This is a genomic window from Leptotrichia massiliensis (genome assembly GCF_900104625.1).
Taxonomy (GTDB): domain Bacteria; phylum Fusobacteriota; class Fusobacteriia; order Fusobacteriales; family Leptotrichiaceae; genus Leptotrichia; species Leptotrichia massiliensis.
In genome coordinates this window covers 547256-569466 of sequence record NZ_FNVZ01000004.1, presented here as the reverse complement: position 1 = coordinate 569466, position 22211 = coordinate 547256, and the positions used below count along the sequence as shown (strand labels likewise).

Below are 22211 nucleotides of genomic sequence, written 5' to 3'. Positions count from 1 at the left end.
TTTTTCAACTTCTTCAATATTTATTTTTTCTATTTTTTGTTTTTCATCAAATTATAAATTATTATTTTTTAACTATTTTTACTTTTCAAATATCAAATATTTACTTCCTACATATTTCATAAGATACAACATTGTTATTTGATAAATAAAATTTAATATAACATTTTCCCCTTCTTAAAGTTACCATCTTGTTACCTTGTAATAAAATTGTGCCTTCTTTACAATTTTTCTATTTTAAATTATAATTAACACAGTTAGCTAACTCGAAATAAATTATATTTGGAGGAAATTGAGATGATTGATTATAATAAAATATTAAAAGAAAACTCTTACGGGATTTTAGCTACACTCGATGATAGCAAACCTAAAACAAGAATTTTTCAGTATCTGTTTTCTGAGAAAAACAAAGTATATCTTGCAACTACAAATAATAAAAACGTTTATAAACAGTTAAAAAAATGTCCTTACGTTTCTTTTCTCTCTCATTCAAAAGATTATTTATCATTTATATCCGTAAATGGAAATATTCATTTTACTGATGATATTGATCTTAAAACAAGAGTTTTAAATGAATATCCAGCAATAAAAGAACTTTTTAAAACTCCTGACAATCCTATTTTTGAACTTTTTTATATTAATGTAGAAGAAATCAGGACTTTTGATTTAAAAACTTATACCAATGAAAATTTTAAAATCGAAAAACCATAATTAATTTGCTACAATCTTAGTTATTCATATTTTGTTTTTTCTCGGTAATTTACACCCCATTTGTCCATACTTTCCAGTATTGGTTTTAAGCTGTACCCTGTTTCAGTAAGAGAATATTCAACTTTTGGAGGAACTTCAGGATAAATTTTTCTTATAAGAAGATTGTCCTCCTCCATTTCTCTCAAATTATATGTCAAAACTTTATTAGAAATTCCATTTATAGATTTTCTCAATTCTCCAAACCTTTTTGTTCCATCAAGTAAATCCCTTATTATAAGTATTTTCCATTTATTAGAAATTAAAGAAAGTGTTATTTCAACAGAACACTTCGGTAATTCTTTTTTATTCATAATTATCATTCTCTATTCTTTTTAATTTTATTTTCTTATTATACTCCCTCAAAACTTTTTCCACTTCATTTTCAAGCACTTTCTTATTAGGAATATACAATGTGTATTTTGAAGCAAAAATCTGATTAGAAAGTCCACCTAGTCAATTCTCTCTCATAAAATGCTCTTTCTTTATCATCAGATATACTCAGAATCTCACAATAATGGGATTAGCTCAATTTTCCAGACAGTGTCTGGCAAATTGGATACTTCAAATAAAATTGCCTCATATTTTGTAAATTAGATCTCGAAAAGCCTTTTTCATACTCTTTTGTCAATTTTTTTGACAATCCTTTTAAAAATTTTTTTCCATATTACTCTCAATTCCTTTTTCAATTTTATTCATTTATTCCCACTGTTTGTATAAAATTTCAAAAATAACTTATCAAATTTTTTTTACTAATAACTAATTTTTTGTTCAACATTAGGATTTTGAACGGCTTTCTTATACAGTTCCTTTAACTCTTCAAAATGATTTCCATTTTTTTCTCTATATTCTTTTTCCTTTTCTGTCAATTCCCTATTATACGGATTATCTCCCAAACTGCTGTGAAGAGCAATTCCAAATTGTGTTATAATATCAAATCTAATGATTTCCTGTGACAAACTTTTATCTGTATAAAATTTATAACCATCGTAATTTGAACCTCTTCCCGCATCATAGTAAATATCGTTATTATATTTTACTTTTACAATATTTTTTATTTCTTTTTTTGTTTTTCTTTCATAAATAACTGCCCTGTTGTTTTCCACTAATTCAGCAATATAATTACGAACATAATCCAATTTTTTATCCTTATCAGAAATATTATCTTTTATATTATTTTCTTTTTTCTCCCTTTTTCTGTTGTATAATTCCAATAAATCACTTTTTCTCACTAAAATATCATAATTTTCAGTTTTATACGTTACTGTACCTTTTTTATCATTTGGCAATACATAACTCAAATTTATTTCCTTTTCAAAAGTTTGACTCAATTCCGTGTATCTTTTTTTCTTTGTATCATAAGTTCCTTTTACAATTGTTTCTGCTAGTCCTTGAATTGCTACTCCAAGTAACAAAATAAATAATATTTTTTTCATAATAATTCCTTCTTTCTTTTAGTTCTTAAATTTTAACTACTTCTTATTAAATATCCCCATCAATCTTGTTTTCAACACAATTTTTCCTTTTATTTTTATTATTTATTTTCAAAGTTCCCAAATAAAATCCCATATTAACAATCATCGCATAAACAAAGTATCTCGACTCTAACGTCTTTATAATCCCAACTTTTTCAATACTAATCTGAGCTTCTTCTAAATACATCAATACTTTATACGGAAAAGTATAAATTATTGCGTGATAGTCTTCTTTATACCAATTAAAGCCCATAAAAATAAATATTCCCATAATTACTAGACAACCTGCTATTGTCAGTATTCTTACAACTTCAATTTCTTCTTTATCAAAATATTTTTTTATAAAAAATCCAAAACAAATATTGATTGCAACAAATGGAATTAAAATACTAAATGGGACTCTATCTTCATGATTTTCCATTGGAATTCCAAAACAAATTGCAAAACTAGGAATCAAAAAATACATTGTAACAAACCACAATATAATTTTAGAAACTTTAGACAGATAACTTCTAATCTTTATTTTACTTCTAAATATTCCTAAAATGAATAATCCGTTGTAAAAACATAATTTTATAACTCCAATAATATCTATTCTAAATAATAATACTACTGATAAAATTATAAAAAATATCGGTAATTTCAAAATTTTGTCATTTTCATAATTTTTACTTTTCCCCATTGAATAAAATATCCATCCAAAAATTATTCCTGTTATTGCTGAAAATATTCCACCAAATAATAACCGAAATGGCAAATCAAAACCATAATCCCAATCATATTTTCCAATCCAAAAATAATACATAAATAATAAAATTTGTAAAACTATAAATATTATTATTTTAGGTTTTAACTTTTTTACGCTTTTAGAAATCTCTTCCATTCTTCTATTCCCTGTTTTTTAAGAATTAATGTAGAAAAATAATGTACACTTTCAACATTTTCAATATCTGTAATAATTTCTTCATTTTCTTTTCCACAGTTTGAAACAATAACTATATTTTCTTTATTTCCTGTTTCAATAATCGCTTTTCTTATTCTCTCAAAATCTCGGCTAATTTTCATTAATACTAAATTTTGATTATTTTCAATTTCTTTATAAACATCAGTCTTTCTATTGACAGAAACTACTTTTAAATCTTCATCTCCGATCATCAGCGGTATATTAAGCCTTGCTGCAATACTGTTAAATGAAGTTATTCCCGCAATAGTTTCAACTTCCACATCATCTGAAATATGTTCCAATACATAAGTATAAGTGCTATAAGTCATTGGATCACCTATTGTTAAAAACGCTACATTTTTACCTTTTTCCAATTCAGCACTTATTACATCCGCATTATTTTTTCTAAAAACTTTTCTCGCTTCCACATCCTTTATCATAGGAAACTCCAAAAATAGCTGCTCTACTTCTGGTTTTACATATTCTTTTACAATATTAAAGGCTGTACTTCCTTCTCCGCTTTTTGCCTCAGGCAGTACTATCACATCTACTTCATGCAGTCTTTTTGCTGCTTTAACTGTTATATTTTCAGGATCTCCTACTCCTACTCCTATTCCATAGAATTTACCTAATTTACTAGCCATTTTTTCTCCTCTAATTTATTTTTTCTACACTATAAATATATTTTATTGCATTTTCAACTTCATCTCTTGAAGCAGAATAAAAATTAATAATTAATAAATAACCTTCAGTCATAATCCCGCAAGAAATAGAATAAGTTTTTTCATTATCTTCATAATAATCATATTCATAGCATTTATGTTTAAAATTCTCTATTTTAAAATTATTCAAATTTAATTTCTTTTCTTCTAATTTTTTATTATTTCCTAGGTCTATATTTTTAATGCTTTTATCAAAAATTTCATATAAATCATCAACTGGTGCAATTATTTTTGAACCATTTTCTAAATCTCTAAAGATATAAAAACTCGATGCTCTAATAATTAAATTGTTACCAGGGGGATAATATACATGATGTCCATCAACCTCATCTCTTTTTTCTAGCCAATTTTTAGGTAATTTTATGCTCCATTCATTTTTAATATTGAAAACTTTTCTATTCTCCATTGAATAAGCTGTAAATGAACCCAAAATTAATATAAATAATGAGAATATTTTTAAATTCATAATAAATCTCCTAATTTTTTTGTATTTCATTCATCCAGTACTTTATCCTACCAGGTAATATCTCTTTATTTTTTATAATAAAATCTAAAATTTCATCTTTTTTTAAACATATTATGTTATTGATGTTTTTTCCTATATATTCAGCTAATGTGAACAAATAAACTTTATTACTATTTTCAATTAAATTTTCATAATCTTTAGGATTTAATTCTTCGTTACCTGTTTTTACTTGTGTATAACATTTTTCTTTTCCATCTCTACTTATCATAACAAATTCATATTTAGCTGTATCTATTTTATTTGTACTAGTATATATCAAATAATTTTTTTCTAATTGAAGATACAAACTCACAATTTCTTCAATATCTTCTGGTAATAAAAAATTTAAAAAATCCTCAATTTTTTTAGTTTCATATAACTTATTATTTGATTTTTTGTTATAAATTTTTTTTGTCATTTCAACAATATTTTCTCCATGAACCCTTTGTAAGGTTGCAGAAGCCCTAAATGAATTTATAACTTTTCCAGGAACTTCTTCTAATGTTCCAACTTTAATATATTCAACAGGAAAATAACTATAAATATCATTTTTTTCGTTATCATCTTTGTAATCATACTGCCATTTTTCTATAACTCTACATATATAAAAGATATTATCTCTATCCCTTGCCCATATTAAATCATCTTTCTCAATTTCAGAATAACAATTTATTGCTTTTTTTAAACCAGTATCTTTACTATATTGTTCTAAGACTAGTTTTTTATAGTTTTCAAAATTACTTTCTTTTTTAAATTTTTCTAGGTTTTCTTTATTCAATGGCCAACCTATACCAACTATACTTTTTTGCTTACAAAATTTAAATGGATTTTCTTTTTTATCATTTTGTGGTTTTAAATGAATTCTATAGATGTACTTTTTCATAGATTTTCCTCCAATATGTTTTACTTTATTCTCCCAACAACCATTCCAGAGCATTTACAACCTTTATTCCGTCATAGTCAGTATTCACCATTACATCATCTAAAGTTATAAGATACTTCGGATAGTTATCCTTAATATTTTTAAAGGCATCCAATTCCCTTTTTAAAGTATTTTCATCTAAGACAGTCAAAGCGACCTGATAATATTCAATTTCATTTGAATTAATAACAACAAAATCAATTTCATTTTTATCAAACTGCCCAACATATACATTGCCTTTTCTTCTAATTAGTTCAAGATAAATTATATTTTCCAGTATATGTTCCATATCTATATTTCTATTACCTAAAATCATCTGTCTGAGTCCTAAATCTGCAACATAATATTTTGATAATGTAGATAGAAATTCTTTCCCTTTTATATTGTATCTGCTAACTTCATGCACAAGTAAACTGTCAGTAAGCCCTCTAATATACTTTTCAATGGTTTTTGCATCCGTTTTTCTTCCCATTGAAGTTAAGGTATTCGCTATTTTTGAAAGCGAAGTCAAATTACCGATATTATCAAATATATATTTAACAACACTTTCAAGTCTCATTACATCTGAAATTTTCAATCTTGCAACTATATCTTTTAAAAGCACAGAGTTATATATCCCACTTAAATATTCATGTATATTTTTTAAATCACTGTCTAACTGTAAAGTATAAGGAAACGAACTGTTTACTATATATTCATTATAATATTGTATAAGTGTTTTTGATATTCTATTTTCCTTTTGCTCCATTTTTTCATATTCTAATTTAGCCTGATAATACTCCTTAAATGATAAAGGTAGCATTTTCAGTTCTATATAACGCCCACTTAAAAGGGTTGCCAGCTCGCTTGACATAAAATAGGCATTAGAGCCTGTTATGTATAAATCTGTATTTTCTTTTATAAAAAGGCTGTCTACAACTTTTTCAAATTTATCCACATGCTGAATTTCATCTAAAAATATGTAATTCCTTTTATCTTCAATCATTTTAGATTTTATATATTCATAGAGTTTTTTGTAATCTGTAAGTTCTTCATAATCTATATCTTCAAAGTTTATAGATATAATCTGATTTTTTGCAACTCCATTTTCAAGCAGAAAATCTTTATATATCTCAAAGAGAGTGGATTTTCCACATCTTCTTACACCAGATACGACCTTTATTATCTGTCTGTCTTTTGATTTTACTAAAAAATCTAAATATTCTTTTCGATCTATTCTTATCATTTTAACACCTCATTTCCTTTTAAATTATACCCCTTTTTTATTTGAAAATCAATTTTTATGGAATATAATCCTTTTTTTTATAAATTTGTATAATTTTAGGAATATATTCCTTGAATTTTGGAATTTTAATTTTTTAAGGAATACAATCCTATAATTTAAAAATTATCAATGAGGTTTTACCAGCTTTTATTTATTCATAAATTTAATTAAACTTGCATTTAGAATTTGATAAAACAAATATTCTGAAACAAGGGGTATTAAAACCCCTTGTGAAAATAAAAAACTTAGGCTGTCTAACAGGTCTACTATACAAATAGCATTTTTTCCAAACATCATAGTATAGTCTAATTTTTTCAATCTGCTAACAACAACCGTAACAACTTCTATATCCTTAAAGCCCTTTTCTTTTAAAATTATCAAAAAAGTTCTTACTGCTTCCCAGCTCTTTTCTTTCAGCAGAAATAATAAGTGTTTCCACTTCCAGATCCCAACCGTTTCTTCGGCAATATTCTTCACATTTCTGTTTGGCTTTTTTTGCCAGAAGATCGTAAACTTCTGTTTTTTCAATGTATTTTGTAGCTTCTTCGGTTGTGTTGGAAGCCATTATCTTTTTCAGGTTTTCCATGCTTTCGCCTACAAGCAATGCATTTGCAGCGAGTATTTCCATTTTTGCGTCAGAAACTCTGCTGTGTGTATGAAATATCCCTCCTGCAACTTTCACAAATTTTCCAAGTTCACCAATAAAGTAAATTTTTCTTGCTTCAAATTCACAAGCCCTATCAAACATATAGCCTACAAAATTACTTATTACAACAGATAATGAAGTATTATCCTCAAAATTGTCAGTTAAATATTTTTTCCCCCTGTTTCCAAATAGAAATATTGCCTCGCCATTTTCAGCATTTTCAAGAGCCATCTTCAATTCAATGGCAAGCGATGCTTTCCATGCGTCTTCCGACATCGGCTTTACTATTCCCGTTGTACCAAGAATTGAAATTCCACCAATAATTCCAAGTTTTGCATTCAATGTTTTTTTTGCAGTTTCTTCGCCTTTTGGCACAAAAATTTCTATATCTGCACCTTTTCCAGTTGGAAGAACACTTTCCACCGCCGCTCTTATCATTTTTAAAGGAGTAGGATTTATTGCAGAATTTCCAGGAGAGATGGGAAGACCCTTTTTGGTAACTTTCCCTACTCCTATCCCACCAAAAATATTTATTTTTGCATCATCACGCAAACTTACCTTTGAAAAAATCTGAAGTCCATGAGTAACGTCGGGATCATCTCCCCCATCCTTTAAAACCGATGCAAGCGCATAGTTATCTGCTTTTTTTAATGAATCTACTTTTATTGTTATAGATTTTCCTGAGGGAAGTCCGATAGTTACTTCTGGTATATCCTGTTCTCCGTCTTGCAGAAGATACATAAGTGCAGCTTTCGTGGCTGCCGTTGCAGAACTTCCCGTTGTATAGCCATATCTTAGTTTTCTACCGTTAAAATATACGTATTCTTCCATTTTTACTTCCTTCCCTTTGTTAGTAGTTTTTTTAATATCTGTCTCTTTCAAACATTTGATACAGTATTCCATGTAATACTGCTACAGCTACTGTACTTCCACCTTTTGTACCATTAGTTCTTATAAATGGCACATCATAATCTGAAAGTGCGGCTTTTGATTCAGGACACCCTACAAATCCTACTGGTACTCCTGCAATAAGTTTAGGCTTTTCTGCCCCTTCCTTGCTTATTTCTTCAAGCAGTTTAAATAATGCTGTTGGAGCATTTCCAATCAAAAATATTTTTGTATCCTTATCTTTCACTGCTCTTTCAATTCCAACCATCGATCTTGTAATTCCTCTTTCCTTAGCTTCTTTTGCCACTTCTTCATCATTTACAAGACAATATGCTGAACATCCAAATTTCGCAAGACCTATTTTATTTAATCCAGTAACAATCATATTTGTATCACAATATATCTTGCACCCTGATTTTATAGCTTCCATAGCCGAATTTACCGCATCATTATGAAACTCTGTAATATCTGCATAACCAAAATCTCCAGTAGTATGCACCAGTCTTTTCACAATTGGCTTCTCATTTTCAGCAAAGTGGTCTACCTTATTCCCCAATCCTTCCGTAATCATTTCAAAACTTCTTACTTCTATCCCTTTCGGATCCTTAATATACGACATAAATTGATTCCCTCCAATATTTTTTTATGTTTTTAAACTAAAAAAAATCAAACAATATTTTAAGTTTAAATTTTAAATACAGCAATTCCAGTTTAAAACTAGAATAAATCTTTATGCTGTATCTATAGTCAATCCATTGCTTTTTTAACAGTTTTACAACAATTTTCAAGTGGATTGACTATAACTTTGATTAGTTCGATTTTTAAATAGTTTTACTATACAATTATATATTATTTTTTAAATTTTAGATAGCTTTTTTTACAATTTTTCAATTAAATATTTGAAAAATTTTATATTTGAATAAAAAGAAATGTGTGGATAACCTGCTAGAAGGCTATTTTTCCTATATCCACAAGTCCAATTTCTTCCATCATTTTTTTCTATTTTATAAAATTTTCCCTTTTCATTATCCACAGAAATTTCTGAATAATGAAATTCGTGTCCTTTTGTGTGAATTCCATTTTCAGTTTTTATATTTATATAGCCAAATCTTCCGATATTCAGCCTATTTTTCATAGAAATTTCCACATCTATCAGTCCACAGAAATCTCCACTATTTCCATCTAGCAAATTCAGTTTATTTGTTAAGTAGATAAATCCGCCACATTCTCCGTAGATTTTTACTCCATTTTCATAAGCCTGCTTTATACTTTCCTTCATAGATACATTTTCAGACAATTCTTTCCAGTAAAGTTCAGGATAACCTCCGCCAAGATAAATCATATCAAGATTTTCTGGTATTTTTTCATCTTTTACAGGGCTAAATTCTACTATTTCTAATCCTGAAAATCTCATCAGTTCCAGATTTGACTCGTAGTAAAATGAAAATGCACCGTCTTTAGCGACTCCAACACGTTTCCCTTTATATTTATTCTTTAAGTCCGTTATTGGTTCAAAACTGTCTATACTGCTTTTTGCTTCAAATTCTTCTGCTATTTCGTAAATTTTTTCTAAATCTAAACAATTTTGTGCAATTTCCTTAAACAGCTGTTTCTTTTCCTCAAGTTCTTTTGAGCCTTTCAATTCAAAAGCCTGTTTTAATCCCAAATGTCTGCTTTCCACCGATAATTTCTCATTTTTCGGCAAATATCCTACGCATTCTATTCCCGTAAATCTTTCTACCGCTTCCTTCAAGTTCAAGTATAGTTTTTCAGAAGAAACATTATTTAAAATAATGCCCTTTATTTTAACATTTTTATCAAACAGCTTGAAACCCAAAACTTCGGCAGCTATGCTTGTGGAGATTCCTTTTGCGTTAACTACAAGAATTACTGGTATATCAAGTATTCTTGATACATGAGCTGTACTAAAATTATCCTTTTCATGCCCAATTCCATCATAAAGCCCCATAACTCCCTCAACTATAGCGATATTGCTTCCTTTCGCTCCTGTTTCAAATATATGCCTTAACGTACTTTCATCAAACATAAAAGCATCTAAATTACGAGATTTATTCCCCGTAAACAACTCGTGATAACCAGGATCGATGTAGTCTGGTCCGACCTTAAAAGGTGCCACATTTTCAAAAGCTGACATCAATATGCTGCTTACTGTAGTTTTTCCGCCACCGCTCATTGCTCCTGATACAAGTATTTTTTTCATAACAAGTTTTTTTCCTCCAAAAATTTATAATAATCATTTTCATCAAGATTTTTATACTTGAGATAACTTTTTATTTTCAGTACATTTGGAATATTCAAATTTAATTTCTTCAAAAATTCAAAATCCTCAAAAACCTCGTCCCTGCTCCCTTGCCGTACAATTTTCCCTTTTTCAAGTACATAAATATAATCAGCAAATTCATAGGCAAAATCTGTATCGTGCGTTGATACTACCATTGTTTTTCCTGCTTTAGAAAAATTATCTAAAATTTCTGATACTCTTTTTGTATTTTTAGAATCAAGCCATGCAGTTGGCTCATCTAGAATAAGAAGTTCTGGCTCCATTGCCGTAATTGCAGCTATTGAGACTCTTTTTTTCTGTCCATAGCTCAGATGATGACAAGGTCTATCTTTTAAATCTGTTATATTGATTTCTTCCATTGCCCTGTTTACATTTTTTTCTACTTCCTCTTTAGAATATCCAAGATTTTCAGGTCCGTAAGCTACTTCCTGAAATACTAAAGGTGCAAAAATCTGTATTTCAGGATCCTGAAAAATTATCCCGACTTTTTTTCTCAATTCTTCGAGATTTTTCTTTTTATGCTCTATTTTTTTCTCTTCAAAATAAATATTTCCCTTTTGTGCTTTCAAAAGTCCATTCATTATTAAAAATAATGTTGATTTTCCTGAGCCATTTTCCCCAAGAAATAATGTTTTTTTCCCTTTTTCAATATTCAAAGTCACATCTTTTAGAGCCTCTGTTTCTTCGTCGTATGAAAAAGTTATATTTTCAAGTCTAAGCATTGTATTTTACCACCAAATATAAATTTATTATAACTATTATTATTACGAATATTATTTCAAACCCAATTTTTTTATATTTTCTATGAGAAAAAATAAATTCCTTTCCCATTCTTGATTCCACAGCCTTTATAGAATTCAGATTATAGTAGTATGTTTTTTTTAATATAGCAACTACTAGCATTGGAAATGATTTCATCCCATTTTTAAAACTGCTGTATCCTAGTCTTACTTCCTGTGCATTATGTAATTTTTCCTTATTTTCAAATAATAAAAATATATATCTGTAAATTAGTAAAAACATTTCCCTAAATATTTTAGGAAATTTCAGCTTTGCAAATATATAGTCCAAATCTATAATTGGAGTAGAACAAATAAGGAAATAAACTACAGCTATCGAGGAAAATGAACGTAGCAAAAATGTCCATATATCCGCTTTTATAAACAGCAAGGAAATTACAGTTGTTAAAATAAATAAAGCCGGAATAAAGTTCAGCTTTAACAAGTCACCTATTTTCACTTTTACGACAAACAAAAGAAGTAAATTAAACAGTATAAAATTAAAAACAAATACTATTTTACTTCCAGTATAAAGTAAAAATACTAATGTCGTCATTGACAATATAAACTTTACTCCGGGGTTTATATTTTTTATGGGATTTGTGTAAGATACCTTATCTATTAGCATTTTTTCTTTCACCTTTGAAATAGCCTAATACATACCCTACAATTCCTGCACCTAATGCCGCCTGTAATGCAAACAGCAGACTTTCAGTTTCATCTCCTGGTAATTCTATTAAATTTTTAGCCCATGGCTCATAATCAGGTTTTATAGTTTTTATTACTTCTTCTCCCTTGTCATCAGATCCTCCAAATTCAGATTTTACGAGAAGCAAAGGAATAACACCTATTAAAATTATTGCAATTATTAAAATAATATTCTTTTTAAATACACTTTTGTTTTTATTTTCCGACATTAAGCTTCCACCTCTTTTACGCTATATTTTTCAAGTATATTCATCACCACGTTTGTAAGTAGCCCTTCGATAACTGCAAGAGGAACCTGAGTTACTGCAAATACCGCTCCAAATTTGATAAATGAAGCAACTACTCCACCTTGTGGAGATGGATATGCAAGTGCAAGCTGAATTGATGTTACCACATAAGTCGCAAGATCTCCTAACGCTGCTGCCAAAAATACCGCTAACGCCTTATTCTTTTTCTCAAATCCTTTATACACTAAATATGATACAATTGGTCCTGCAATTGCCATTGAAACAGCGTTTGCTCCCAAAGTTGTAAATCCTCCGTGTGCAAGCAATCCTGCTTGAAATATTAATACGATTGTTCCAAGAATGGAAGTTACAAAAGGTCCGTATAATATAGCAGATAGCCCTACTCCTGTAGGATGTGACGAACTTCCTGTAACTGATGGAATTTTTAGTGCAGACAATACAAATATAAATGCACCTGCTAATGCAAGCGTCATTTTTTCCCGCACGCTCCCTTTAGAAACAGATTGAAGCTTCTTTATTCCTATTATCCAAAACGGAATACACACTGCAAACCATACTATAACCCAATTTAAAGGTAAAAAACCTTCCATAATGTGCATTGAGTAACCATTTACACCTATTAACAGCATGCTGGTTAAAACCAAAAACAATAATGTTCTCTTTTTCATTTTCTCTCCTCCTCCAAATTTAATTTAACCTTCGGCAAGTTCCAAAAAAAAATCAGCCAAAGCTGAAGCCAATACACGTCAAAACTTCCACAACAATAACTATATCATCATCGCATAGTATATTTATGGAACAAATCACCGTTGATTTATTTTTACATTGATGTATATTAAATCTTCCCTTCCCAGAAAATTTTATATAAAAAATTATTAGGCAAGTCTCCTGACTAACTTCATCCTACTCATACCCTTCCCAAAATATCCAAAATATTTCAGTGGTTTTGTGTACTTTCGTCAGTTTCACAGTAGTGGGGGCTGTATCGGATTCTAACCGATTTCCTTATTAAGTTTGTAAAACACCTATAATTCTTTACTATTAGTATACTCTCTTTTTTATATTTGTCAACCCTAAAAAAGCATATTTTTTTCAAATTTAAATAATTTATTAATATGATATTGGAGTATACAAAAACTTTATTGACAAATATTATAAAATATTTTATAATAAGTATACATATAATAATAAGGAGGAAGTATAATGGAATTTAGTTTTAGTTTAAAAATCAAAGCAAAAAAAGAAGATGCGTGGGAATACTATGCAAATATTGAAAAATGGTATGATTGGGAAAAAGATTTAAAAAATATAACATTAAAAGGTGAATTTAAGACAGGTTCATATGGAACTATGGAACTTGAAGGAATGCCCCCTATGGAATACAAGCTTACCCTTGTAAAACCTTTTGAAGAATTTTGGGATAAAACAGAAACTCCGCTTGGAGATATTCTTTTTGGTCATCAAATAATTGATAACAATGATGGAAGCGTAAATATAAAACATACTGTAATTTTAGATAGTGAAGATGAGAAACATTTAGAATTTTTAAGCCAAGTCTTTTCAGATGTCCCTCAATCTATATTTATTCTAAAAAATTTCTTGGAAAGATAAGGTGATTGGTACTTGTTTACATCAAAATATAAAGATAATTCGGAAAAATCAACAGGATTGTTATTTATGAGAGTATACAATAAATGGCATTCTATTATAAAAAAAGAACTAAAGAAAATGAACTTAACACACCCTCAATTTGTTGTTTTAGCTTCACTTGCTTATTTATCGCAAAACGATAATGAAATCACACAAATTATGATTTCAAAACTCGCAGGAATAGATGTTATGACAATATCTCAAATATTAAGTTTATTAGAAAAAAATGATTTTGTAAAAAGAAAAGAACATTCAAAAGATACAAGGGCAAAAGCAGTTATTTTGAGCAAAAAAGGAGAAGAAGTATTACAAAAAGCTGTTCCGTTAGTTGAGCAAATTGATGAAGTTTTTTTCGGAAAATTGGATAGGGATGAAAAACAATTTAAACATTTTCTTGCTAGATTAAATGAAGAATAAGAAATATTAATTATAGTTAATAGAGATGTTAAAATTATCATCTCTGCTATTATATTTAAAACTCAAAAAATAAAACAGAATTTTATTCAAAAGGATTATTGACACCAAAATGTTATAATCCTTTTTTATAATTTATCAAAATATTCCTCAAAATTTTTTTGTAAATTACATTAAGTTCTTATATAGTTAATTCGCTCATAAATTATACTATTTCATAAATGCTATACTTTTATTTTATAATCCAAGTTGCTCAAAATCCAATTTCTTATTTAAAAAAATTTTAATCTCTTCATCATTTCTAAAAGTTCTAAAATATCTTCATCTATTTTATCGTGTTCAATTTCAATCTTTTTTAAATCAATTACATAAAAATATTTTTCCATAGTAACTACTAAATACTCTGAATCAATATATTCAAAATTAGAATAACTTGGTTTTAATACATAAGATAAAACAAAAGAACCATCTTGATTTTCTAGTTTATTAAAACTTTCTAATGCTTTAAATTTATCATTTATTTCTTTTATCTTTTTTTCTATTTGATTATATACTTCATATTTTATTTCTTTATTTTGAATAAATTTAGTTGTATATAAAGGTTCTTTTTTCATTTGTTGAATATCTAATAGTGAGTATTCTTTTTCCATTTGATTATACAGCCTATTTTTTTGATTCCCAGTAAATATAGTTACATATAATGGTTCTTTTTCAAATTTCTGACTATCTAATAATGGAACATACGCGTATTCTTTTTCTATTTTTGAAGGTAAAACTATAAATCTTTCTACTTTTGTTTCCTTTTTTAGTTCAATATAGTCTAATTCAAAATCTCCAAAAAAGCTAATATCTTTTGAATTTTTACAAATTTTTGAATTAATTTTAGCTATTTCTATTTTTTTCTCAGAATAAGATTTAGGCTTATAAATCCATTCAGGAGTAAGATTCATCGTGCAAGGAAAATCTAAAGAAGTTCCAAATAAATAAATTTGAGTAATAAATAATAACAAAAACTTCATATTTCTCATTAATTCAATCCTCCTATATGTAAATGTATAAATTAAATACACAAATATTATAGCATATTATACTAAATCCCGTTTAAAAATAGGAATAATTTTTTAGATATTTTGATTAATAAATATTTTTTTATTTTTATTTCCGTAGGATTGCTCATTGCCGCAAATCCTACAACCTATGGCTAGTCTACGACATTTTCCTGTACTGACAAAAAACTCGCTATGCTCAAACAGTTTTGCCAGTTCAGAAAAATGCTCCGACAGATTATTTATATTATACTTTATTCAAAAAATGAAAATTATATTTTAATTATTTGAAAATATTAGATTTATATCCTTTATTAAAAAAGTTTGTAATAATTTCGTTATTTAAATGGAGTTTAGTATTATAATAAATAAAAACAAAAAAGAGCAGTATTTTTCTGCTCTTCAAAATTTTTATTTTACATACATTTTTTATATCGCCTTGTTTGCCTCATTACAAGTAGATTCTTTTTATAATTATATCATTAAAATTTACAAAGAATTTTTCACAAAAACCTACTTAACTTCCACCATTTCCCCACGTACAGGAAAAATTGCGCTCAATAACGACTTTGTATATGGATGTTTTGCTTTTTCAGAAATTTGTCCGCCTTCTATTACTTCCACCACATCTCCGTGATACATTACCACGATTTCGTGTGCAAAAGACTCTATTAGTGCAATGTCGTGGCATATAAAAATCATTGTTATGTTCTTTTCTTTTTGCAGCCTTACAAGAAGTTCGACTATATTTTTTTGAATGGAAACATCAAGCGCAGAAGTTGCCTCATCGCATATAAGTATCTCAGGTTCAAGCGAAATTGCTCTTGCGATTCCAAGCCTTTGCCTTTGCCCACCGCTCATATTTTGAGGATACTTTGTTACAAATTCTTCAGGCAAGTCAACCATTTTAAGAAGTTCTATAGCTTTTTGCTTTCTTTCTGATCTTTTTAGTCTTCCGTAGTTCATTAATGGCTCTGTGAGGATTTGCATAACGTTCATTTTTGGATTAAAAGCTGACCATGGATCTTGAAAGACTATCTGGATATTTTGTCTATTTTCCCACACTTCCTGTTTTGTAAACTTGCTTATATCCCTTCCGTGATACAAAATCTCTCCAGAAGTTGGCTTTTCCAAGTCCATAAGCATATTTACAAGTGTTGTTTTTCCTGATCCTGATTCTCCAACTATTCCCAAAGTTTTTCCTTTATGAATTTTTAAATTCACTTTATTACAAGCCACTACTTTTTTATCATTTGATTTTTCATAAATTTTTGTAAGGTTTTTTGTTTCAAGAATTACATCATTAATATTAGACAAGCCTTTCACCTCCAATTTCAGGCACAGCTTCAAGCAATTTTTTAGTATATTCACTTTTTGGATTTTCTATAACTTCGTTTTTATTACCTGCATCAACTATTTTTCCATTCTGCATAACAATTATTTTATCCGAAATATATGCAGCGACTCCCAGATTGTGAGTTACCATTATGATAGAAGTGTCAAATTTTTTTCTGAGGCCCATTATTTCCTTCACTATTTGAGCCTGCGTTATAACATCTAATGCACTTGTAGGCTCATCTGCCAGAATAATTTTTGGATGGAAAGTAAGTGCCATTGCTATTCCTACACGCTGTTTCATTCCACCTGACAGCTGGTGTGGATAGCTTTTCATAATGATTTCAGGATCTGGCAAGTTTACTTTGGAAAACATATCTTTTGCTTTTTCTTCAGCTTCTTTTGCTGACATTCTGGAATGTGTCTGAATGTATTCAACAAACTGTTTTCCTATTTTTCTTATTGGATTAAGAGTTCCTCCTGAATCCTGTGAAATCATAGTTATTTCAGTCCCTCGCAGTTCCCTCCATTGATTAAGGCTTTTATTGAGCATTGATTCCCCATTATAAATTATATCGCCCGAAATTATTTTCCCTCCGTTTGGCAATAATCCCAAAATAGAAGAAAGAACGGTAGATTTTCCACTACCGCTTTCCCCCACAATTGTTATTATTTCACCTTTTTTCAATGAAAGAGAAAAATTTTCAACTACTGGAAGCTTATCTCCATACTGAATTGTCAAATCTTTTATCTCCAACATAAATTCTCCTTAATTAGCTTTTGCTACATCTTTTGTTATCCAGTAGTAATCCATTGGATACATTTTAAGCCCTGTTACCACTTTGTTGCTGTAAAGGAATGTAGTTTCATATCCAAAGAATAATGTCGCCGCATCGTTCATTATTAGCTGCTGTATTTTTACAACAAGATCTTTTCTCTTAGCTTTGTCAAATTCTTTTGATAATTCATCAAGCATTTTATCAACTTCAGGGTTTGAATAACCTGTTTTGTTTGTTTCTGCTTTGCTGTACCAGTTTTCATGCAAGTATTTTTCAGGATCTCCAGTGTTTGCAGCAAGTACATTCCAAATTAACATATCAAAGTTTGAATCGTCTCTCATGCTCAAAACTGTTTCATAGCTTACAGGTTTTAACGTAACTTTTATACCAATTTCTTTCATGTCAGTTTGAAATGCCTGAGCATAAATTTGCAATTCTTCTCTACTTGTATAAATTACAAAGTTCAAGTCAATTTTTGATCCATCAGGACGTTCTACAAACCCATCTCCATCTACATCTTTATATCCTGCATCTGCTAATATTTTCTTAGCACTTTCACGGTTATAGGCATTTTCATCTTTTAATTCATTAAATCCGTAGTCCAATGTTGGAGGAACTGGTGCTTTTCCTGGAGTTGCTCCACCTTGTAGTAAGTTTTGTGTATAGTTTTCTCTATTTGCACCTCTTATTATTGCTTCTCTCAATGCTTTGTCTTTCAATCCTTTTGTTTGATTCATAAACGCATAAGTTGATCTTAATGATTTCAATTCGTTTATTACAATATTTTTATCTCCTTCAAAATCAGCTTTATTAGTAACTTTCAAGTTGTATGCCACATCAATTTCTCCTGATTTTAGAGATAATGCTCTTGTATTTTGATCATTTATATCTTTAAATGTTACTTTTGCCAATTTTGCTTTTCCATTCCAGTAATTTTCATTTCTTACAACAACTGTCTGTTCACCAGGCTTAAATTCTTGTACAACAAACGGTCCTGTTGATATTGGCCCTTTTTGAGCAAATTCATCTGTATTAACTGACGTATCAACTATTAAGAACAACGGATCTGCCAATGATTCAGGCAATATTGCTACAGGCTCTTTTGTTTTTATTTTCAATTCTTGTCCACTAGCTTCTATTGAAGCATATTTAAAGAATGATTCTGCTCTTTTATTTTTAGCAAATACTCTTTCTATTGATTTTTTTACTGCCTCTGCTGTCAATGGATGTCCATTTGAGAAAGTTACTCCATCTCTTATCTTGAAAGTCCATTCTAATTTATCATCACTTAATTTCCAGTTTTCAGCAAGCAATGGCTGCAAGTTACCTTTTTCATCAAAAATTGTCAAGTTCTCTCCAACACCATAACGAGTTACAACCCAGCTAAAATACTGATCTGTAGGCTCAAGCGTATCTGCAAACGAAGTTACTCCAACTACAAGTTCATCTGGATTAGTTTTACTTTTTCCAGAACCACCTTTTCCACCACATGCTACAAGCAGCATCAACACTGCCAAAATTAAAATTAAAAATTTACTTTTACGATTTTTCAACATTCTTTTCTCCCTATTATATTTTATTTTTTGTTACTTTTTTATTTTTTTAAATTATTCACTTTTTACATCAACCAAATCTCTTACTGAATCTCCCAGCATATTGAATATAATTACAACAATTACTATTGCTAGCCCTGGATACATCATCATCCAAGGAGCTCTGCTAAGTGTTGTTCTACCTTCGTTAAGCATTGCTCCCCACTCTGGTGTTGGAGGCTGTGCTCCAAATCCTAAAAATGAAAGTGCTGCTATTTCCAGCATTAATGTTCCCATATCTGAAACTGCTGTTACTATCATCGTTGTAATCATATTTGGAATTATATATTTAAATATTATTGAGTAATCCCTGCTTCCTGTTATTTTTGCCGCTTCTACATACAGTTCCTGTTTTATTTTAAGAACCATACTTCTTGCAAGCCTTGCATATTTTGTCCAAGTAACTGCCGCTATTGCTATAATTGAATTTTTCACGCTCGGATTCAAAAGTCCAGCTATCGCTATGGCAAGAATTAATCCTGGAAATGCAATCATCATATCTCCAAGTCTCATTATTACCGTATCAACAATTCCTCCAAAATATCCTGCAAGCACTCCCAGTATAGTTCCTACAGCAAAAATTATGAACATCAAAGTCAAAGTCATGAATATTGAGTATCTTGAACCATATATAACTCTTGAGAATAAATCCCTTCCAAGCTGATCCGTTCCAAAAATATACTGTTTTGATGGACGTTGCAAACTTGGCGCTAATTGTTTAAAAGGATCATTTGGCACTATAAATGGTGCAAAAATTGCAATTAGTACCACAATAATCGCAAGTACCAGAAATATTTTCAGTTGTGTATTTTTTCCCATAAATTTCAATTTGTTCAAGTTTAAATTACCTCCTCAACTCTTGCATCTAGATATTTATACGAAATATCAACTGCGATATTTACTATCAGGTACAAGAATGCGATTATTAGCACATAAGACTGAATTAGCGGATAATCCTGAGCTGATATTGCTTTTACTGCCATTCTTCCCATTCCTGGCCAGTTATAAACTATCTCTACAACTGCAGTTCCTCCCAGAAGGCTTCCTAATGAAAGTCCTAGAAGCGTTATTATAGGCAACATTGCATTAGGCAATACATGTTTCCACAAAATATCACGTTCTTTTATTCCCCTCATTCTAGCCCCTGTCACATAACTTTTTCCAAGTTCTTCAAGAAATATGTGTCTTATTTGACGTATGTACTTAGCAGACATTGCTATCGCTATTGTTAGTGCAGGTAAGATCATTGAGCCAAAATCAGCATTTCCGCCTGAAACTGATACAAGTCCCAGCTGTACTCCAAATATGCTCAAAAATACTAGTCCTAACCAAAAACTTGGCACAGACATTCCCATGAATGTCAACATTCTTATTAAATAATCCTGCCATTTATTTTCTTTTACAGCCGCAAGTATTCCAGTCGGTATCGAAATTACGCACATTAAAAACAGTGCCATAAATGAAAGGGACAATGTTGGAATAAATGCCTGTGCTATCTTTTGAATTACCGGAATTCTTAACGAATAGGACTTCCCAAAATTACCTTGCAGAACTCCAAACAGCCATTTCCAGTATTGGATATAAAAAGGCTTATCAAGTCCAAGTTCAGCTCTTGTCTGTGCTAAAAGCTCTGGTGTTGGAAGATGTCCGCATTCTGTAAGCATAACTTGAGCAGGATCTCCTGGCGAAATATACATTAGACAGAATGTAAAAAAGCTTATCCCAAAAAGTACAACTAATATCTGTATAACGTATTTTATTATTTTTTTATTCTTTGCCATTATTTTATAAAATTTCCTCCTTTACAAAATTTATATTTTGTACAAATTAAAAAATCCAACTCAGAAAGTTGAATCAAATTTTATATATTAAAACAGATGAAAAGTATCTATGTAAATTTCCAGCAGTCTTTATATATTAAATTTTTCCCTTCCCGAAAAATGTAACTTTATTATATAGGCAAGTCTCCTGACTAACTTCATCCTACTCGTACCCTTCCCAAAATATAATGATATTTCAGTGGTTTTTCAATACTTTCGTCAGTATCACAGTAGAGGTGGCTGTACCAGATTCCAACTGGTTTCCTTATTAAGTTTATGCAACACCTATAAAATTATAAATTTAAAATTATTCTTTTGTTATATTAATAAACTTCTTCTAATTTATCCATAAACATTTTACGTATAAACTCATATTCTCCCATTCCTTTTAATAAAGGCGTTACTTCATATCCTTCATTTTGAAGAATTGTTTTCCAAGAATCTTCCTCATCAGAAGCCATATCATTTTTAGCATGATCTCCAGCTACTATCATAAATGGCTTTAATAATATTTTTTTAAATCCTCTTCCTTTTAATTTTTGAATAACATCTTCAATTGTCACTTGCCCTTCAACAGTAGCTATGAAAATATTATCTTTCCCAGCTTTCAGATATTCCTCTTGAAGCCGTTGATATGTACTGTCTGCTGCACTTTCGGAACCATGTCCCATAAACACAATGGCATCATTGCCTTCTGTACTGTTAAACTCTTCGTCGTTTACAACTTTTTCAAAATCTTCATCATTTACTAAAAGTGGTTTTGAAATTTTTCCATATTTATCATTAAGTTTAGCATACTCAATTCCATCAAGAATATGCAATGACATAGTTATAATTTCATCATAACCTTTATTTTTCAAAGCTTCCAGTCCTTCATTCTGATCAAATATGTGAATTCCTTCCTTTCTTTCCACTATTCGTCTTATAACTCCCGATGTATAGGCTCTTTCCACTTTTTCACTTCCATATTTAGCTCTTACTTCATTTTCAATCAAATCAAGGCATTTTTCTCTCGTATCCTTGTGCGATGTTCCAAAACTCGTTACTAAAACTGCTTTTTCCATAGACACTTCCTTTCATTCTTAAAGTTATAGATTTTTTACCTTCAATTTTCCATTTTATCTAAAACTAAATTTTTACCTCCTTTCTACAATATTATAACAATCCTACTAACCTACTTATGCTTCAATTTCTCAATTCTTCTGAACCCCATTAAGATTGACTAAATCCTAAAACTAATATAGTTGTATTAGTTTAAGTTTGGCAATCAAACTATTTCATCTTCATACCTACATTATAATAATTATTTGTTTTTTTTGCAACTGTTTTTTTACAGTCTTTTAATATTTTTAGATTTAGATATATAAATATAAATTTTTTAAATATCCCCTATTTATCAACAATATTCATTTCGAATCTTTGTTTTTCA

The 22211-nt window shown here is 29.4% G+C and carries 25 protein-coding genes, 1 pseudogene and 2 riboswitches; of the genes and pseudogenes, 3 read left to right on the top strand and 23 right to left on the bottom strand.

All coding sequences use genetic code 11. From position 1 onward, the window contains the following. Positions 1-294 precede the first annotated feature (294 nt). Positions 295-708, top strand: coding sequence for a pyridoxamine 5'-phosphate oxidase family protein (locus BQ5344_RS04010; protein WP_021768528.1), 414 nt, complete (start codon positions 295-297; stop codon positions 706-708). A gap of 20 nt (positions 709-728) precedes the next feature. On the opposite strand, the gene BQ5344_RS04005 is transcribed toward BQ5344_RS04010, so the two are convergent. The 16 genes and pseudogenes from BQ5344_RS04005 to BQ5344_RS03935 all read right to left on the bottom strand — a co-directional run bounded on the left by BQ5344_RS04005 (position 729) and on the right by BQ5344_RS03935 (position 12814). Next, complete coding sequence (locus tag BQ5344_RS04005; RefSeq protein ID WP_036060499.1) at positions 729-1058, bottom strand: winged helix-turn-helix transcriptional regulator; 330 nt, start codon at positions 1056-1058, stop codon at positions 729-731. A gap of 209 nt (positions 1059-1267) precedes the next feature. Beyond that, positions 1268-1399 (bottom strand): annotated as a pseudogene (locus tag BQ5344_RS12590) (DUF1016 N-terminal domain-containing protein); the annotation flags it as partial. A 97-nt stretch (positions 1400-1496) separates the two neighbouring features. Beyond that, positions 1497-2180: a hypothetical protein gene (locus tag BQ5344_RS04000; RefSeq protein WP_071124241.1), complete on the bottom strand. Its 684-nt coding sequence runs from the start codon at positions 2178-2180 to the stop codon at positions 1497-1499. 46 nt (positions 2181-2226) lie between these two features. Further along, on the bottom strand, positions 2227-3102 hold the full coding sequence (locus BQ5344_RS03995; protein ID WP_071124240.1) for a hypothetical protein: 876 nt from the start codon (positions 3100-3102) through the stop codon (positions 2227-2229). Next, positions 3078-3806 (bottom strand): precorrin-2 C(20)-methyltransferase, encoded by a 729-nt coding sequence (gene cobI / locus BQ5344_RS03990; protein ID WP_006805266.1) that lies wholly within the window; start codon positions 3804-3806, stop codon positions 3078-3080. Before cobI ends, BQ5344_RS03995 begins: the two co-directional genes overlap by 25 nt. 10 nt (positions 3807-3816) lie before the next feature. Beyond that, positions 3817-4290 (bottom strand): hypothetical protein, encoded by a 474-nt coding sequence (locus tag BQ5344_RS03985; protein ID WP_071124275.1) that lies wholly within the window; start codon positions 4288-4290, stop codon positions 3817-3819. 70 nt (positions 4291-4360) lie between these two features. Continuing rightward, positions 4361-5272, bottom strand: a complete 912-nt coding sequence (locus BQ5344_RS03980) for a hypothetical protein (RefSeq protein ID WP_071124239.1) — start codon at positions 5270-5272, stop codon at positions 4361-4363. Positions 5273-5297: 25 nt separating this feature from the next. After that, positions 5298-6536: an ATP-binding protein gene (locus tag BQ5344_RS03975; protein WP_071124238.1), complete on the bottom strand. Its 1239-nt coding sequence runs from the start codon at positions 6534-6536 to the stop codon at positions 5298-5300. A gap of 186 nt (positions 6537-6722) precedes the next feature. Continuing rightward, positions 6723-6956, bottom strand: a complete 234-nt coding sequence (locus tag BQ5344_RS03970; protein WP_071124237.1) for a hypothetical protein — start codon at positions 6954-6956, stop codon at positions 6723-6725. After that, positions 6928-8052, bottom strand: a complete 1125-nt coding sequence (gene cbiD / locus BQ5344_RS03965) for a cobalt-precorrin-5B (C(1))-methyltransferase CbiD (protein WP_006805271.1) — start codon at positions 8050-8052, stop codon at positions 6928-6930. Before cbiD ends, BQ5344_RS03970 begins: the two co-directional genes overlap by 29 nt. A 31-nt stretch (positions 8053-8083) precedes the next feature. Beyond that, positions 8084-8728 carry a precorrin-8X methylmutase gene (locus BQ5344_RS03960; protein ID WP_012806221.1) on the bottom strand — a complete coding sequence of 215 codons (645 nt, stop codon included), beginning with the start codon at positions 8726-8728 and terminating at the stop codon, positions 8084-8086. A 258-nt stretch (positions 8729-8986) separates the two neighbouring features. After that, positions 8987-10330: a cobyrinic acid a,c-diamide synthase CobB gene (locus BQ5344_RS03955; protein ID WP_071124236.1), complete on the bottom strand. Its 1344-nt coding sequence runs from the start codon at positions 10328-10330 to the stop codon at positions 8987-8989. After that, on the bottom strand, positions 10327-11133 hold the full coding sequence (locus BQ5344_RS03950) for an energy-coupling factor ABC transporter ATP-binding protein (RefSeq protein WP_071124235.1): 807 nt from the start codon (positions 11131-11133) through the stop codon (positions 10327-10329). The genes BQ5344_RS03955 and BQ5344_RS03950 overlap by 4 nt, the downstream gene beginning before the upstream one ends. Then, on the bottom strand, positions 11126-11818 hold the full coding sequence (locus BQ5344_RS03945) for a CbiQ family ECF transporter T component (protein ID WP_012806218.1): 693 nt from the start codon (positions 11816-11818) through the stop codon (positions 11126-11128). Before BQ5344_RS03945 ends, BQ5344_RS03950 begins: the two co-directional genes overlap by 8 nt. Continuing rightward, positions 11805-12107 carry an energy-coupling factor ABC transporter substrate-binding protein gene (locus BQ5344_RS03940; protein WP_006805277.1) on the bottom strand — a complete coding sequence of 101 codons (303 nt, stop codon included), beginning with the start codon at positions 12105-12107 and terminating at the stop codon, positions 11805-11807. Before BQ5344_RS03940 ends, BQ5344_RS03945 begins: the two co-directional genes overlap by 14 nt. Beyond that, complete coding sequence (locus BQ5344_RS03935; protein WP_071124234.1) at positions 12107-12814, bottom strand: energy-coupling factor ABC transporter permease; 708 nt, start codon at positions 12812-12814, stop codon at positions 12107-12109. Before BQ5344_RS03935 ends, BQ5344_RS03940 begins: the two co-directional genes overlap by 1 nt. Positions 12815-13007: 193 nt before the next feature. Continuing rightward, positions 13008-13190, bottom strand: a riboswitch (cobalamin riboswitch). Positions 13191-13349: 159 nt separating this feature from the next. Between BQ5344_RS03935 and BQ5344_RS03930 the strand changes: the two genes are divergently transcribed. Both BQ5344_RS03930 and BQ5344_RS03925 read left to right on the top strand, forming a co-directional pair. Beyond that, entirely contained in the window at positions 13350-13757 is a 408-nt protein-coding gene (locus BQ5344_RS03930; protein ID WP_071124233.1) for an SRPBCC family protein, read from the top strand. 12 nt (positions 13758-13769) lie between these two features. After that, complete coding sequence (locus BQ5344_RS03925) at positions 13770-14213, top strand: MarR family winged helix-turn-helix transcriptional regulator (protein ID WP_071124232.1); 444 nt, start codon at positions 13770-13772, stop codon at positions 14211-14213. Positions 14214-14482: 269 nt separating this feature from the next. Here the strand turns inward: BQ5344_RS03925 and BQ5344_RS03920 are convergent, their stop codons facing one another. From BQ5344_RS03920 to BQ5344_RS03890, 7 genes are all read right to left on the bottom strand, one after another. Beyond that, positions 14483-15238, bottom strand: coding sequence for a hypothetical protein (locus BQ5344_RS03920; protein WP_071124231.1), 756 nt, complete (start codon positions 15236-15238; stop codon positions 14483-14485). A 531-nt stretch (positions 15239-15769) separates the two neighbouring features. Next, the gene (locus tag BQ5344_RS03915) at positions 15770-16573 is read right to left on the bottom strand and encodes an ABC transporter ATP-binding protein (protein ID WP_071124230.1); all 804 of its coding nucleotides are present in this window, start codon (positions 16571-16573) and stop codon (positions 15770-15772) included. Continuing rightward, on the bottom strand, positions 16566-17351 hold the full coding sequence (locus tag BQ5344_RS03910) for an ABC transporter ATP-binding protein (RefSeq protein ID WP_071124229.1): 786 nt from the start codon (positions 17349-17351) through the stop codon (positions 16566-16568). The genes BQ5344_RS03915 and BQ5344_RS03910 overlap by 8 nt, the downstream gene beginning before the upstream one ends. A gap of 9 nt (positions 17352-17360) precedes the next feature. After that, positions 17361-18926: an ABC transporter substrate-binding protein gene (locus BQ5344_RS03905; RefSeq protein WP_021768514.1), complete on the bottom strand. Its 1566-nt coding sequence runs from the start codon at positions 18924-18926 to the stop codon at positions 17361-17363. 51 nt (positions 18927-18977) lie between these two features. Beyond that, entirely contained in the window at positions 18978-19799 is an 822-nt protein-coding gene (nikC, locus tag BQ5344_RS03900; RefSeq protein WP_083378183.1) for a nickel transporter permease, read from the bottom strand. A gap of 2 nt (positions 19800-19801) precedes the next feature. Then, entirely contained in the window at positions 19802-20743 is a 942-nt protein-coding gene (gene nikB, locus BQ5344_RS03895) for a nickel ABC transporter permease (RefSeq protein ID WP_026745896.1), read from the bottom strand. A gap of 160 nt (positions 20744-20903) precedes the next feature. Continuing rightward, a riboswitch (cobalamin riboswitch) is annotated at positions 20904-21086 on the bottom strand. Between the two features lie 19 nt (positions 21087-21105). Next, the gene (locus BQ5344_RS03890; protein ID WP_071124228.1) at positions 21106-21846 is read right to left on the bottom strand and encodes a sirohydrochlorin cobaltochelatase; all 741 of its coding nucleotides are present in this window, start codon (positions 21844-21846) and stop codon (positions 21106-21108) included. Between the last annotated feature and the right edge of the window lie 365 nt (positions 21847-22211).

Coding starts and splice junctions, on each gene's coding strand:
- BQ5344_RS04000 (WP_071124241.1), bottom strand. CDS start 2,180: ATGAAAAAAATATTATTTATTTTGTTACTTGGAGTAGCAATTCAAGGA.
- BQ5344_RS03955 (WP_071124236.1), bottom strand. CDS start 10,330: ATGAAAAAAATACTTGTATCAGGAGCAATGAGCGGTGGCGGAAAAACT.
- BQ5344_RS03940 (WP_006805277.1), bottom strand. CDS start 12,107: ATGTCGGAAAATAAAAACAAAAGTGTATTTAAAAAGAATATTATTTTA.
- BQ5344_RS03985 (WP_071124275.1), bottom strand. CDS start 4,290: ATGGAGAATAGAAAAGTTTTCAATATTAAAAATGAATGGAGCATAAAA.
- BQ5344_RS03960 (WP_012806221.1), bottom strand. CDS start 8,728: ATGTCGTATATTAAGGATCCGAAAGGGATAGAAGTAAGAAGTTTTGAA.
- nikB (WP_026745896.1), bottom strand. CDS start 20,743: ATGGCAAAGAATAAAAAAATAATAAAATACGTTATACAGATATTAGTT.
- cobI (WP_006805266.1), bottom strand. CDS start 3,806: ATGGCTAGTAAATTAGGTAAATTCTATGGAATAGGAGTAGGAGTAGGA.
- BQ5344_RS03950 (WP_071124235.1), bottom strand. CDS start 11,133: ATGCTTAGACTTGAAAATATAACTTTTTCATACGACGAAGAAACAGAG.
- BQ5344_RS03935 (WP_071124234.1), bottom strand. CDS start 12,814: ATGAAAAAGAGAACATTATTGTTTTTGGTTTTAACCAGCATGCTGTTA.
- cbiD (WP_006805271.1), bottom strand. CDS start 8,052: ATGGAAGAATACGTATATTTTAACGGTAGAAAACTAAGATATGGCTAT.
- BQ5344_RS04010 (WP_021768528.1), top strand. CDS start 295: ATGATTGATTATAATAAAATATTAAAAGAAAACTCTTACGGGATTTTA.
- BQ5344_RS03920 (WP_071124231.1), bottom strand. CDS start 15,238: ATGAGAAATATGAAGTTTTTGTTATTATTTATTACTCAAATTTATTTA.
- BQ5344_RS04005 (WP_036060499.1), bottom strand. CDS start 1,058: ATGAATAAAAAAGAATTACCGAAGTGTTCTGTTGAAATAACACTTTCT.
- BQ5344_RS03905 (WP_021768514.1), bottom strand. CDS start 18,926: ATGTTGAAAAATCGTAAAAGTAAATTTTTAATTTTAATTTTGGCAGTG.
- BQ5344_RS03930 (WP_071124233.1), top strand. CDS start 13,350: ATGGAATTTAGTTTTAGTTTAAAAATCAAAGCAAAAAAAGAAGATGCG.
- BQ5344_RS03980 (WP_071124239.1), bottom strand. CDS start 5,272: ATGAAAAAGTACATCTATAGAATTCATTTAAAACCACAAAATGATAAA.
- BQ5344_RS03975 (WP_071124238.1), bottom strand. CDS start 6,536: ATGATAAGAATAGATCGAAAAGAATATTTAGATTTTTTAGTAAAATCA.
- BQ5344_RS03945 (WP_012806218.1), bottom strand. CDS start 11,818: ATGCTAATAGATAAGGTATCTTACACAAATCCCATAAAAAATATAAAC.
- BQ5344_RS03890 (WP_071124228.1), bottom strand. CDS start 21,846: ATGGAAAAAGCAGTTTTAGTAACGAGTTTTGGAACATCGCACAAGGAT.
- BQ5344_RS03995 (WP_071124240.1), bottom strand. CDS start 3,102: ATGGAAGAGATTTCTAAAAGCGTAAAAAAGTTAAAACCTAAAATAATA.
- BQ5344_RS03910 (WP_071124229.1), bottom strand. CDS start 17,351: ATGTTGGAGATAAAAGATTTGACAATTCAGTATGGAGATAAGCTTCCA.